The 13880-nt window shown below is 58.7% G+C and carries 10 protein-coding genes; 8 read left to right on the forward strand and 2 right to left on the reverse strand.

The window, feature by feature from the left end:
* Positions 1-51 precede the first annotated feature (51 nt).
* Positions 52-2925 carry a MobF family relaxase gene (mobF, locus tag ASD71_RS03950; protein ID WP_056560073.1) on the forward strand — a complete coding sequence of 958 codons (2874 nt, stop codon included), beginning with the start codon at positions 52-54 and terminating at the stop codon, positions 2923-2925.
* A gap of 248 nt (positions 2926-3173) precedes the next feature.
* Here the strand turns inward: mobF and ASD71_RS03955 are convergent, their stop codons facing one another.
* Positions 3174-4562: an IS1182 family transposase gene (locus tag ASD71_RS03955; protein WP_056560074.1), complete on the reverse strand. Its 1389-nt coding sequence runs from the start codon at positions 4560-4562 to the stop codon at positions 3174-3176.
* 319 nt (positions 4563-4881) lie between these two features.
* Between ASD71_RS03955 and ASD71_RS03960 the strand changes: the two genes are divergently transcribed.
* Complete coding sequence (locus ASD71_RS03960) at positions 4882-5763, forward strand: YihY/virulence factor BrkB family protein (RefSeq protein ID WP_056560075.1); 882 nt, start codon at positions 4882-4884, stop codon at positions 5761-5763.
* A 286-nt stretch (positions 5764-6049) separates the two neighbouring features.
* Positions 6050-6718: a MarC family NAAT transporter gene (locus ASD71_RS03965; RefSeq protein WP_056560077.1), complete on the forward strand. Its 669-nt coding sequence runs from the start codon at positions 6050-6052 to the stop codon at positions 6716-6718.
* A 73-nt stretch (positions 6719-6791) separates the two neighbouring features.
* Here the strand turns inward: ASD71_RS03965 and ASD71_RS28585 are convergent, their stop codons facing one another.
* Positions 6792-7337 (reverse strand): DUF3455 domain-containing protein, encoded by a 546-nt coding sequence (locus ASD71_RS28585; protein ID WP_082578778.1) that lies wholly within the window; start codon positions 7335-7337, stop codon positions 6792-6794.
* Positions 7338-7534: 197 nt separating this feature from the next.
* Between ASD71_RS28585 and ASD71_RS03970 the strand changes: the two genes are divergently transcribed.
* The 5 genes from ASD71_RS03970 to ASD71_RS03990 are packed head-to-tail and all read left to right on the forward strand — an operon-like array spanning position 7535 to position 13875.
* Positions 7535-9169 carry a Na+/H+ antiporter gene (locus tag ASD71_RS03970; protein WP_056560079.1) on the forward strand — a complete coding sequence of 545 codons (1635 nt, stop codon included), beginning with the start codon at positions 7535-7537 and terminating at the stop codon, positions 9167-9169.
* Positions 9170-9218: 49 nt separating this feature from the next.
* Positions 9219-9488, forward strand: a complete 270-nt coding sequence (locus ASD71_RS03975) for a YtcA family lipoprotein (protein ID WP_056560081.1) — start codon at positions 9219-9221, stop codon at positions 9486-9488.
* A 2-nt stretch (positions 9489-9490) separates the two neighbouring features.
* Positions 9491-10540, forward strand: coding sequence for a multidrug transporter subunit MdtN (gene mdtN, locus ASD71_RS03980; RefSeq protein WP_056560082.1), 1050 nt, complete (start codon positions 9491-9493; stop codon positions 10538-10540).
* Entirely contained in the window at positions 10524-12371 is a 1848-nt protein-coding gene (locus tag ASD71_RS03985) for an FUSC family protein (protein WP_082578779.1), read from the forward strand. The genes mdtN and ASD71_RS03985 overlap by 17 nt, the downstream gene beginning before the upstream one ends.
* 1 nt (position 12372) lies before the next feature.
* Positions 12373-13875, forward strand: coding sequence for a TolC family protein (locus ASD71_RS03990; RefSeq protein WP_156395071.1), 1503 nt, complete (start codon positions 12373-12375; stop codon positions 13873-13875).
* The last annotated feature ends 5 nt before the right edge of the window (positions 13876-13880 follow it).

Below are 13880 nucleotides of genomic sequence, written 5' to 3' on the forward strand. Positions count from 1 at the left end.
TCACGCCGGACCGCCATCTTCCATGGCGGTTCCGCGCGTCTCGGAAATCTAATGATCTCTTTGAAATCGATCCATCGGAGCGCCGCCACAAAGGCGTCGCATTACTACGCGGACCAGAAAGACGATTACTACAGTCGCGATGGCACGGCCGCGCGATGGCAAGGCAAGGCGGCCGACGCACTAGGGCTTACCGGCGCGGTTCAACAGGAGGAATTTCTGCGTGCGCTGCGCGGTGACTTTGGTCCAGACGTCAAACTATCGCGTTCTATCAGGTTGGATGCTGAGGCACGTGCGGCACTGGATATGACGTTCTCTCCGCCTAAGAGCGTCAGCATCCAGGCGCTGGCCGGCAAGGATCCGTCAGTCATCGAGGCCCACGACTACGCGGTGACCAAGGCGCTGGAATTTCTGGAACATGAGTTGTTGCGCGCGCGTCAAACTGAAAAGGGGATTACGACTACGGAGCGCACAGGCAACGCGGTGATCGCGAAGTTTCGGCACGAGACGGCCAGGCCCACCGATGGTGCCTATTCGGATCCCCAGCTGCACACCCACGCACTGTTGATGAACCTCACCCAACGCGCCGATGGGCGCTGGGTCGCCATATCGAACGACGAAATTTATCGTTTGAAGTCGATGATGGAATCGGTGTATCACGCCGAGCTGGCCAGCGGCCTGGAGAACTCCGGCCATCAAATTCGCTACGAGGGCAAGAGCTTTGAACTCGCACATATCTCTCGGGACCACATCGAAGGATTCTCCAAGCGTTCGCAAGGCATCAATGCAGAGCTGGCGGCATTGGGAGAAACGCGCGAATCTGCGAGCAGAGCGCTCAAGCAAACTATCGCCCTCAAGACTCGCCTGGACAAGGCACCCGAAATTTCTCGCGAAGAGCTTCAGCGTGACTGGGAACGACAGGCGACTGAGCTCGGCATTGATTTTAATGGAGCAAAGCAACCACTGGAAAAGGATGCCGAATTGGAAAGCGGCAAGCCACCCCGTCGGGAATTGACGCCGGAGGCGGCTGCTCTGATTGCCGACGAGTGCCTTCGGTGGGCGATCGAGCACCACACCGAGCGCGAATCCGTGATGGACGGAAAAGAGATGCTCAAGACCGCGCTGCGCCGTTCGCACGGCATGGGCATAAAGCTGGGCCACCTCAAATCTGCCGTCAAGCGCTCACTTGATAAAGGCCATCTTATCCTTGGGACGATTCAGTACCGGCACGCGAAGGACATAGACGGCGCCGGCGAATCACGGTCGGACTTGATTGCCACCCTCGTCGTCGGTGGAATGAGCAAAAAGCACGCAGAAGAGAACATCCGAATTTCGATTGCTCGCGGCGAGCTTGTTCCGACCGGCGCAAGGTACACCACGCAGGTGGCTCGGGAGCGCGAAAAGCGAATCCTTCAGATCGAGCGAGAGGGGCGTGACCAGGTCGCCCCAATCTTGGATATTCAACCAGCCCAAGGCGCTATGGCTGGCCGCTCGCTGAAGCCAGGCCAGCTGGCGGCCGCCAACCTGATCCTGAGCACGCCACACCGATTCATTGGCGTCCAAGGCCTGGCGGGGACCGGCAAGTCGCACATGCTGGCCCAGGTCAAGGAGGCCGCTGAAGCAGCTGGCTTCAAGGTCCAGGCCGTAGCGTCCTATGGCAAGCAGATCGAGGCCCTGCGGGAACTCGGAATGGAATCCAGGACCGTGGCGTCTGTTCTGGAGGCACGTCAGAAAGACCGCTTCAAGCTCGACCAGAAAACCGTCCTGGTCATCGATGAGGCGGGCGTGGTTCCAGCCCGCCTCATGGAACGCCTTATGAAAATGGCCGAGGCTGACGGCGCACGCATCGTCATGCTGGGCGACACGGGCCAAACAAAGGCCATCGAGGCTGGCCGCCCATTTCACCAGTTGCAGGTCGCTGGCATGGAGACGGCCCTAATGGGCGACATCATTCGGCAGAAATCGCCTGAATTGAAGGCTGCAGTGGAACTAGCGGCGAAGGGTCAGGCGTCGGCCTCCCTTGGCGTGTTAGATGAGAAGCTAAAAGCCGTGCACACCATCAAGGACGACGGCGAACGATATGACGCGATAGCGACGCGATACGCAACGCTGCACGAAGATGAGCGGCGGGAAACGCTCATCGTGACCGGCACGAACGATTCGCGGAATGCATTGAACGAGGCTACTCACCAGGCGCTCGGCCTGGGCGGTCGCGGCTTTGAATTCAAGATGCTTACCCGACGTGACACTACGCAGGCAGAACGGCGCGTGGCCAAGTACTTCATCGCTGGGGATATTGTGCAGCCGGAACGGGACTACAAAACCGGAAATTTGCGGCTGGGCGAGATGTACCGCGTTATTGGCGCGCTTGCCGGAAAGCCGAATGACCTGCTCGTTGAGCATATGGAAACCAAGGTCCGGACCACCTTCAATCCTGCGCGTGCCGCCAAGTTGTCAGTCTATGAACCAGTCAAGGCAGAATTATCCGCCGGCGATTGGGTTCGGGCGACGAGGCACAACGCGGCTCTCGATTTGGCCAACGGTGATCGCTTTGAGGTGCTCGCCGTCACGCCCACGACGGTCACCATCGGCGGCAACGGCCGACGAATCACGATGAACGCGGCAACAGCGCCGCTGCATCTAGATCGGGCCTACGCGTCCACGAGCCACAGCGCGCAGGGACTGACCTGCGATCGCGCGCTGATCAACTGCGAGAGTTTTAGCCGCACCACGCAGCGCGACGTCTACTACGTGGCAATTTCCCGGGCCCGCTTTCACACGGAAATCTATACCGAGAATGCCGCAAAGCTGTCCGGCGCCGTGAACCGGCTGGAGGAGAAAACGGCGGCGTTGGACATCGGCTTGGAATCTACCCGTCCATGGCGTCCGCACAAGGCGCCCGCAGCAATGGACCACCACTCTAAATAGGGAACGCGATGCATTCCATTCAAGCGCCGTTTTCAATTGGACATTCGAGGGCTCTTTCCTTCACATCAAAAAAACGCGGGTGGCTGGAACCCAGGGGGAGACAGCTTTCGGCCGATTCTGTTGAAAAACTCGATTGCTCGTCGCGATTGGTCGCGCTTACAAGGCCGATGATCTGGCGGCTTTCGCCATTTTTTCGATTGGAACCGGGTACTGATGCCCGGTTGCCTTGTTAATCGGTGGGTTTCGCCTCAACTGGGCGCACCTGTGCCCTGAACCGGTGGCCCCGGAGAGGTAAGCATCGCAAGACGACGTAGGTTCTGAACGGCTGCTGCAAGCGTGAATTCGTCTGCTGCACCAGTAAGTCCGCGCAACCGCAAGCGGTCGATCTTCAAAATACGTTTGAGGTGTGCAAACAGCACCTCGACTTTCTTTCGTTCGTGACGTGAGCGCTGGTATTGCACGGTGGCGCCGATACGCCTGGCTACATCGCGTGCATCCTCGTGAATGCTGCGAGCGATCTTGCGCATCGGCGTATTGGGGCAGCATTGCGGCTTCATCGCGCACTTACCGCAGTCCGTTTTGCTGGCTCGGTAGATTACGGTGGCCGCCTTGGTGATGTGAGTGCGTTCGATCTTGAACATGCGCCGCTCGCTGCGCAGTGCATGCCCCTCGGGGCAACGATATTCGTTGGCCTCGCCATCCCATTCGAAGTCGCTGCTCGATAGACTGTCGTCCTTGCGCTGGGTTCTGTCCCAGACGGGGACGTGCGGCTCTATCCCCTTGTCTTGCACCATCCACGCCAGCATCGGAGCCGTGCCGTAAGCAGTATCGCCGATGAGCCGATCAGGGATGTTGTCGAATCGTTCCTCGACGCGATCCACCATCGTCTTGGTAGAGTCCACTTCTGCGGTGCGATGTGCAGGGGTGGCTTCGACGTCGAGGATCACGCCATGCTCGGTATCGATCAGATAGTTTGTCGAATAAGCGAAGAATGCGGGACCGCCAGGGGCGGCCGTCCACCGTGACTGCGGATCGGTCAGCGAGATTCGCCGGGGAACGGCTTGTTCGAACGCTTCGTCGTCGAGCGCTTGGAGATACTCGCGCACGGCACGCGTGCTGAGTGCGGGGTTCGACCAGTCGGTGGCCTCACTGGCAGGAACACCGCGCTGGCGGCTCGCATCAGCAGCCACGACGCTGGCATCGACTGCGAAGCCTTCGCCTTTTACTAGGCCCGCAGCCATGCAACGACGGACCACTTCATCGAACAACCAGCGGAAGGTATCGCTGGCGCGGAAACGTCCATGCCGGTTCTTGGAGAAGGTCGAGTGATCGGGCACTGCATCCTCGAGGCCGAGACGACAGAACCATCGATATGCAAGATTCAGTTGAACCTCTTCGCACAGACGACGCTCGGAGCGGATGCCGTAGCAATACCCAACGATCAGCATACGGATCATAAGTTCGGGATCAATGGACGGACGGCCCGTATAGCTGTAGTGCTTCGCCAGGTGTTGGTGGAGTTCCTTCAGATCCAGACAGCGATCGATGGCTCTAAGAAGATGGGTCCGCGGAACGACGTCTTCAAGGTTGAAAGCGTAGAACAACCGCTCTTGCCCGCTCGCTTGATGACCCATCATGTCGGTGCTCTCCGAACTCGTTGGCGCTTTGCAAATTCTGCCAGACGACGGAGACGGCCGCGAGTTTTTCAACAGAATCGGCCAAGAGCGGTCGTTCATGCACCAGATGAACGGCGACCGTCCATGGGCCAAGCGGAGCATGCCGATCAGTCGCGCTAGCGCTCATCCACACGGGTTTGGGTATCCGCCGGTGGATCCCAGTAAACGAACTATTTCCCAACGTCTTCGCCCCTTCGGCTTCTCGTATTCCTGCCACGCGGCGCTGGGTACGAGGTGGCACGCCACTTGCTACGTCCCTCCATGCGCTGGGAGTGCGAAAATGGCTATCAAAGAATTCTATGCGTTAGTCAAACAAACGGTGACGAACTGGCTGGACGACTACGCACCCAGCATGGGTGCCGCCATCGCGTTCTACACGGTTTTCTCGCTGGCGCCACTCCTTATTATCGTGATCGGAATCGCAGGGTTCTTTTGGGGCCGCGAAGCCGCGCAGGGACAGTTGTTAGACCAAGTCAGCGCCTTGGTCGGCCCTGAGGGCGGGAAGGCGGTAGAAAGTGTCGTATTGGGTGCGCAAGAGCCCGCGCAGGGCATTGCTGCCACGGTCATCAGCCTCGTGATGTTGGCGGTCGGGGCGACGACAGTGTTTTCGGAACTACAAAGCGCGCTGGACCGCATCTGGAAGGTCAACGCCCAGAAGCAGTCCGGCATTTGGGCCCTGATCCGCGCGCGTCCTCTTTCCTTTGGCCTGATTTTGACATTGGCGTTTTTATTGGTCGTCTCGCTTGTCGTCAGCACAGTGCTGGCAGCACTGGGCAGTTGGCTGGGCGGCGACATCCCCGGCTGGGGGATGCTGCTCCAAGCGGTTAACGCAGCAATTACGTTGGGCATCCTCACCCTGCTTTTTGGGATGATCTACCGGTTTATGCCTCAAGTCCCCGTCGCTTGGCGAGACGTTTGGGCAGGGGCGTTCGTCACCGGCGTTATGTTCGAAATCGGGAAGTTTCTGATCGGCCTGTACATGGCTAAGGCTTCCGTCGCCTCCTCGTACGCTGCGGCGGGATCCCTGGTGATCGTGCTGATCTGGGTTTATTACGCGGCCCAGGTGTTTCTGTTGGGTGCCGAATTTACCCGCGTTAATGCCGAAGCGCATGGATCCCGCCGAGAACGTAGCCCTGCCTCGCCTACCAGAAGCGATGCGTGAACCTAGCTCACCGGTTGCCTTGCAAACGGACAAGAGCCGCGAGGGTCAGGCGGAGCCTGAGGATCGACCATTCGTGTTAAGGTGGCGCGCCGCTCCACGCCTAGTTCAATTTATCGTCCTCAACACTCGCCGTTAGCAGTCGGGTGCTCGCAATGGACTAGCACCGCGATTAGGGTCAGCGGCCGACGCCCGCAAATCGTTGCCGTTGGGTAATCGCTCACTTTGGCCTGTCGCGATACCGAATCGCTGCTTCGATGTTGGAGCAAGGAAACAAGGAAATTCAACTGTGATAGCAGATCTTCTTACGCTGGCGAAATTGGTATCGGTTGGACTCGCGCTCATGCTCCCGCTGGCGAACCCTTTAACTTCTATGTCGTTGCTTCTAGCACTGGGAGATCGAATTCCCAGGCGCGAACGCGCACGTCAAGTAAGAGCCGCAGCGATATACGTAGTTGCGATTATGTTGGTGGTGTACTACGCAGGCTCTTGGATAATGCACTCTTTCGGCATCTCAATTCCAGGGATGCGAATCGCCGGTGGCCTTATTGTGGCGTTCTTGGGCTTTAACATGCTGTTTCCGTCGGCGGCACCGCCTTCGGTGGCCGAGGTCGATAACGCGGTTAGCGGGAACGGAGCGAAGCCGCCCAACATAGCTTTTGTACCTCTCGCAATGCCGGGAACCGCTGGGCCAGGGACCATCGCAATGATCATTAGCTTGGCATCAAAATATCACGGCCACACCGGCGCGTACGCCGACTGGGTTAGGTTGGCGGCCCCGGTCATTGTCGCGCTGTTGCTGGGAATTCTATTCTGGCTCTGCCTCCGGTTTTCTGCGCAGTTGGTACGCTTTATCGGTGAAGCAGGTGTTGAAGCAATTGCGCGGATTATGGGTTTTCTACTTGTCTGCATGGGAGTGCAGTTTGTTATCGACGGTGTGCAAGAGGTGGTTGAATGAACCGCCTTCCGCGGCTTGAGCCGGTTCACCCAGGAAACTCTATTTCAAGTATCGCCCGTACCCAGTGCGGGACCTAATTCGCCTTCCAGAAGACGAATTCCGCTTGAAACGCCACCGATGCTCGCTCACCTAAACTGGACTTTTGGCACGGCCTGCCCGGTGCCGCACCACCGGCGCTTACTAGCCGTTGCACATATGTCACTCCCGAGAGTAGGCCTGCAACGGGGCTCGGGCCAGCCATAACGAGTTGATCATACAGGCGGTCGGAACCGGTAGCGGCCCGCACGACTTCCATTCCCGTAAAAGACGACCCGTCCAAGGCATGCCAAGACTCGGGATGCGCCCTGTATGTGCCCTCCTCAGGCTTACCTCCATCCCCAAGACGAGCCTCAGCGCTTGCGATACCCCACGCGGGTATTGATTCATGGCCAAACGGTCGGCGGCATTCGTACTTTATGAAGCCAGTTGCGGGCGCCCTCCACGCCACAAAATTTCCAGCGGGTACCTCCATCAACGGAGGCAGCGCTTCGGAGGCAGTCGAAACTACCGGCATTACGGCGAGCGCTGAAACAATTGCGAGCCCGAAGGCAGGGCGCAAAATTTGAAGAATGTTACTCATGCTTCTCTCAATGATGTGGCTGTCCTAACCATTCTACTGTTGTGCCGGGAAAATCGGACACGATCATTAGCCAGAAGCGTAGCAATGCAGCGCCGGTCCAGCGATGCCCCATTACAACAGTTGTATTGCGTATCGCGGCGCACGAAGGTAACGTCGCAGCCGGGCCTTTTTGGCATTCGATTCACCTGGAGTGGAAGTTGGAGACGTTTACTGTTGTTGTGGCGATGCTGGTCGCCGTCTTGCTGAGCGGTGGGCTCGCGAGGTTGTCTCCAATTCCGATACCTTTGCCGTTTGTGCAAATTGCTCTCGGATTCCTGATTTCGGCCGTGTTTCAGCGGGGCGTCCTGATCGAGCCGGACATTTTCTTCCTTCTATTTCTGCCTCCGCTTCTTTTTCTGGACGGCTGGCGGGTATCTAAGCTCGCTGTGCTGCGCGAGTCATCGTCGATCATCCAGCTAGCCTTCGGCCTGGTCTTTTTGACCGTGATAGGCGTGGGTTATCTAATCCACTGGATGATTCCGGCCGTTCCGTTGCCGGTGGCTTTTGCCATTGCGGCCATCGTCTCGCCCACCGATCCGGTGGCCGTGGAGGCTATTTCGCGACGAGTGCACATACCCCGCCGCATGATGGCCATCCTTGAAGGGGAATCCTTATTTAACGATGCCAGTGGCCTCGTGGCGTTTCGTTTTGCGGTGGCCGCTGCGGCAACGGGAACATTCTCATTGTCAAACGCAGCACTGTCGTTCGTGTGGGTTTCTGTGGCTGGCTTGGCCGCGGGTGCCGGAATAACGTGGCTTGTCATGCGCACGAAGACCTTTCTGACAAGCAGGTTAGGAGAGGACCCGGGCGCTGAAGTGCTGTTGAGCCTGCTGACTCCATTCTTCGTCTACTTTGTGACCGAAAAAATCGGTGCTTCGGGCATTCTCGCTGCGGTCGCTGCTGGCATCATGATGAGCTACTCTGAACTGTCCGGGCGGGCCCTGGCCGCGACCCGCATGGAGAGGCGAGCGGTTTGGGACATGGTGCAATTCACGCTAAATGGCATGATGTTTGTGTTGCTCGGAGAGCAGTTCCCCACCATCTTGGACGGTCTATCCCGAGCCGCGCGCGAAAGCGGCGGGCATTCCGTCTATTGGTTGCCCGTATATGGACTAGTGGTTTGCATTGGCTTAGTTCTATGCAGACTGTTGTGGGTAACGGCTTCGCTAAAGATAAACGCCGCCCTGGCTCGGCGTCGTGGGACCGAGCCTCCAGAGATCGGTGCGCGGGTCATTCTTGCGGTGTCGGTGGCGGGTGTGCGTGGCGCGGTCACCCTAGCGGGCGTGATGACACTTCCCTTCGCGCTGGACAGTGGAGCGCCTTTTCCCGCGCGCGACCTTGCTGTTTCTCTCGCCGCGATGGTGATCGTGTTTTCGCTGTTGCTTGCCAACGCGACGCTTCCCGCCCTAATGCGTGATCTTCACTTCCCTGCCAACAGCCGTATTCAACGCGAGGAGGCTTTGGCGCAGGAGACGATGCTTCAGGCTGCGCTCGATAGTTTGGCGACAGGGGCTAAACGACGCGCAGCTGAAAACCCCGACAACGCGGCGATATATCTGTCGCTCGCTGACAACCTAACAGCTACGTTGCGACGTCAGTCTGGAGAAGATGCCGGGGGAGCGTCTGCCGAACAGCTGGCAAAGCAGTCGGCGATAGAGCGTGAGATGCGTTTAGACGCCATTTCAGCTTCGCGCGATGCCGTCTTCCATTTGGCCAGGGCACACCGAATATCCGACACGTTAGCGCGCGAACAAGCGCGTTTGCTAGACCTTCACGAGGCGCATCTGCGCTGACGTGGCCGGTGCTTAACGCTAATTCTGTAGTCGAAGGGTGCAAAACTTTATGGCCAGTGTGCGTTTGACCTGGATTGCGTGCGCTGTTTTCTTCTTAACGGGGTGTGCATCGCATCGCGCTCCGTATGTGACGGTGTTCGACTCCTATTTCCCCGCATGGATCCTTTGCGTGATCGTCGGAGTGACGGGTGCATCGATCATTCGCGTTCTATTGGTGCGTTGGGAGATTGATGAGGTCATGCCCTGCAGAGCCGCCGTATACATCTGTTTGGCTGTCGGCCTCGCCTTCCTCACATCGCTATTGTTCTTCTCCCGCTAGACATGCAAATCAAATCTTCTACCCATAGCAAACGACGTATTGCTTTGATCCTTGCTTTGGGAATTTTTGCGCTCACTTTGGCTGCGAGTTGGGCATATGTAAAGCGCCTCACCGCCAAGCCTTTGTCCGAAGACGCTGTGATCACCACTGACGTGGCTCGAGTGGCAGCCGCGGTGCCCGGGCGCGTCAGCGAACTGAACGTCCGCGAAAATGCCCTGGTTGCCCGTGGCCAGGTTCTGTTGTCCATTGAACCTGAGTTCTATCAGTTGCAAGTCGAACAAGCTGCGGCCGGTTTGAAGATGGCCGAGGCCGCCCTGAGCGCACGCGACCGCTCCGTTCTCGCCGAACGGTCCAACGTTGCTATCGCTCATGAGCAGGTAGAAAGGGCTCGCGCCAATGCAGAGTTGTCGGCACAAACTTGGCAGCGGCTTAGCGCGCTATTGCCAAAGGGGTATGTCACGGTGCAGCAGGTCGATGAGGCGGCGACGCTGAAGCGCAATGCTCAAACGAGCCTGAAGGAGGCCTTGGCGCAGTTGGCAGCCGCGGAGGCGCTGGTCGGAACGGCAGAAGGGGCGCATGCATTGGTGGAGGAACGACGCGCCGCACTCGCTATTGCCGAGCGGCAGCTGCGGCAAACCGAGGTAAAGGCGCCGTTCGATGGTCTCGTCGGGGGACTCTCGATAACCGAAGGGGACTATATGATTCCTGGACAATCAGCGTTCTCGTTGATCGACTCTACGCGCTGGTACGCCACTGCTACGTTCCTCGAAACCGAGTTGTCGGCAATCCAACCGGGCGATTGCGCAACTGTATATGTTGCTGCGGATCGCCGCTTACCGTTGAAGGGCGTGGTTGAGTCGATAGGCTGGGGGGTCAGCGAAGAGGATCTGATCAATCTGCCGCGCCGATTGCCGTACGTCCCCAAGTCCCTGAATTGGGTGCGGGTTGGCCAACGATTCCCCGTTCGTATCAAGCTCTATGACCCGCCTGCGGACCTCATGCGTGTTGGCGCCTCGGCGGTCGTGATGGTCGATCATGAAAAGCGTTGCTGAATCCAACTGGACAGGCCTGTTAGCCCCGTTCGAGGGAAGGCTAGCCACGACATGGCGGATCGCTCTGGTATGCGCGCTGACTGCCATGGTCGCCATGGTCTACGGCATCCCCGAGTCGGCTATCAGTTGCTACCTCGTTTTCTTCGTGATGAAACCGGACGCCGCCGAGAGCTCGATTTTGGCAATCGCGTTGTCGTTCTTGGTCGCAATTGTCGTGGTGGTGTTGCTCGTCTTGACCAACCTTACCTTGACCATGCCGTCCATGCGGATCGCGACGCTTGCGGTCTCATCAATGCTCTTGCTGTTTTTGGCCTCGGCCAGCAAGTTGGGCCCCTTGGGAGGCATCATTGCGCTAGTGCTGGCGTTTGCTATGACTCTGTTGAGCGACGTGCCGTTCGGCGAAGCGGCGACGCGGGGCATTCTGTATGCATGGCTGATGGCGACTATGCCGATGGGGCTGGTTCTCCTGGTCAGCGTGACGATCGGGAGGCGACCACTACAGCTGCTTCGGGATACGGTCGGTGGTCGAATGCAGGCTATTGCATGCCTTTTGGAAGGGGGTGATCACGCTAGGCGAGTCCTGCATGAAATGGTGGCTGAGGGGCAGGCGGAGCCAATGAAGCGCTTGGGGATGTTGAAGGCGTTGGCGCTAGCAGGACGCGCTGAAACGCGGCGTCTGGGCATTGCATTGCAAGAGTCTTATAGGATGGTCTTTGCCGTTCTGGAGTTCTCCGATAAAGAGCCCTCCAGCGTCAAGCATGAGCTGGCTGCACAGGCGCGAGAGGTTGGGCGAGCGCTGGCCGCAGGTCAGATGCCTCCGAGCGTGGTTGTTCCCCAGCAGGCAAGTGAGGTTGCCTCACGGGTATGGAGCGCACTGTCAGCCGTCTGCTCGCAATCGCCTGCTAAGCCGGTGGCGCAACCCGCCGAGCCATTTCTGTCGTCAGACGCGTTCACAAATCCCGATCACATGCGCTACGCCCTCAAGACGACATTGGCGGCGCTGATTTGCTATCTCATATACACGGCGCTGGACTGGCAGGATATACATACCGCCATGATCACGTGCTATGTAGCAGCGTTGGGGTCCGTCGCTGAAACCACCCAAAAACTCTTGCTCCGCATCATCGGATGCCTGGTTGGAGCTGCGATGGGCGTCGCCTCCATACTGTTCGTGATTCCGCACATGAGCACGATAGGTGGCCTGGTGGTGCTAGTGTTTGCCGGTAGTTTTTTGGCGGCCTGGGTGGCCGTAGGCTCTGAACGAATCTCTTACGCGGGAGTGCAGATTGCTCTGGCCTTCCTCATGACGCTCTTGCAGGGATTTGGACCGGATATAGATATGTCGGTGGCCATGGACCGCGTTATCGGAATCTTGCTTGGCAATTTTGTGCTGTACGCTGTGTTTACGCTGATTTGGCCCGTCAGCGTGGGTCGCCGGGTACGTAATGAGCTCGGGCACGCTATTGGCGATCTTGCGCAGATGGCCCGTGTTGGTGACGAGGGTCGCGATGCCATGGTGGCTCAAGCCGGTTCGATCGCCAAACGCCTCGCTGGCGCGCGCGAGGCTCTGCGGCTCGCTCGGCTCGAACCCCGGGGGATCCGGTTGGATCGGCATCATTTCAGAAGCCTGATCGCCATCACGCAATCAATTCAAGCGCTGTGCGCGCGACTGCTCGTGGAAACCAGCATTCCGGATGAACGCCTTGCTGCGCGCCTGGAGACGCTGGCGCAGGCCCTCAAGACGGAATCCTTCTATCCAACCTGGAGGGCAGCGTCGACGTTCGAGCGCGGCAGCGTCGGTCATCTTAGCCAACTCATTGGCGGACGGTGAGATGAAAGAACTTTCGACCTTCATCCTACGGGTTAAACGGCACGGTTTGCCGGCGTTGGTGCTTTCGCTGCCATTGGCAGGATGTGTATCAAACCACACCGTCCAAGCTCCACCATCAGCGAACTATTCTTGGCAGACGTTGGACATTCCGGAGGACTGGCGCCGACTTGCCTCATCCGGCCCAACGCGCGATGGCGGTGCCCACGTTGGTCTATCCGATTTGCCCGCCGCCGACGCTGAGCTCGACCTACCCGCGTTGATTGATATCGCGCAACGCAATAGCCCGGAGACCAGGCTGGCTTGGAGCCAGGCGCGTCAGGCAGCGTCGGCTGTTGGCATCGCGGAAGCTACGTTCTTGCCCATGTTGTCCGCGCACGTAGTCGGTGGCCGCACGTCGGCGCGCAACGAGCTGCCTCCGATCTTTGGGCAACGCTATGACCTTAATGCTAGTACCAGTGGCGTGGTGCCATTGGCGACGTTGCAGTGGTTATTGTTCGACTTTGGCCAGCGTAGCGCGCAGCGCGACAGTGCTTCCAATTTATCGATAGGTGCCAACCTGCTCTATAACGGCGCTCATCAAAAGCTGCTGTACAGCGTCATGACAGCCTATTACGAGTACGACGCAGCACGTAGTCGCCGTCATAATGCGGAGGAATCTCTGGAGAACAGTAAAGCTGTGCTGGCAGCCGTGGAGGCGAGGCGAGATGGTGGGTTGGCGACGACGGTCGAGCTCGCGCAAGCACGTCAGCTCGTCGCCCAGGGGCGCCTACGGGTTGTGACGGCGCAAGGATCCGAGCGCGGCGCGTATCAAGCGCTGGTGGCCGCCGTCGGACTTGACCCGACGATGACGGTACAGGTGGCCCGCATGCAACGTCGCACGCTTCCGCACGCTTCGACTCGCTATACCGAGGAGATCCTGCGACGAGCGCTTGCGACGCGGCCAGACGTGATGGCAAGCGTCGCAGCCCTGAAGGCAGCGGAACGGTCGGTGGACGCTGCCGAAGCCGACTTTCTCCCTAAGGTGTATCTGGCGGGATTCGTCGCATCGGGAAACCGAAATCTTGATGTGGGCAGCCTGCCCGTGTTGGCCGGACAGTCCAATGCAAACGGCGTCATCGTTGGAATCAGCGTACCAATTTTTGACGGCGGGCTGCGCAGCTCACGGCTGCAAGATGCACGCGATCGAGTGCATGCTTCACGGGCAGCGCTATCGGAACTGCAGATTGAAGCGATGCGGCAAATCGTGCTCGCATCGACCAGCCTGGAAACCGCGCTGCAAGCGCATGAAGCAGCCAGTAGCCTGGAACATACGGCTTTAGTGACATATGATGCCGCGCTCGCCGCCTATAAGCATGGCGTTGGCACGATCACCGCAGCGACCGAGGCGGCAAACGGACTGCTGGAGGCGCGTAGCGCATTGGTCGATGCATACTCCGGAGCTTTGACCGGCGCCGCTACGCTAGCGTTCGCACTCGGACGCATCGATGAAGGGCAGAGGCAATAGGCTCG

The organism is Achromobacter sp. Root565 (assembly GCF_001427425.1).
GTDB classification, from domain to species: domain Bacteria; phylum Pseudomonadota; class Gammaproteobacteria; order Burkholderiales; family Burkholderiaceae_B; genus Achromobacter; species Achromobacter spanius_D.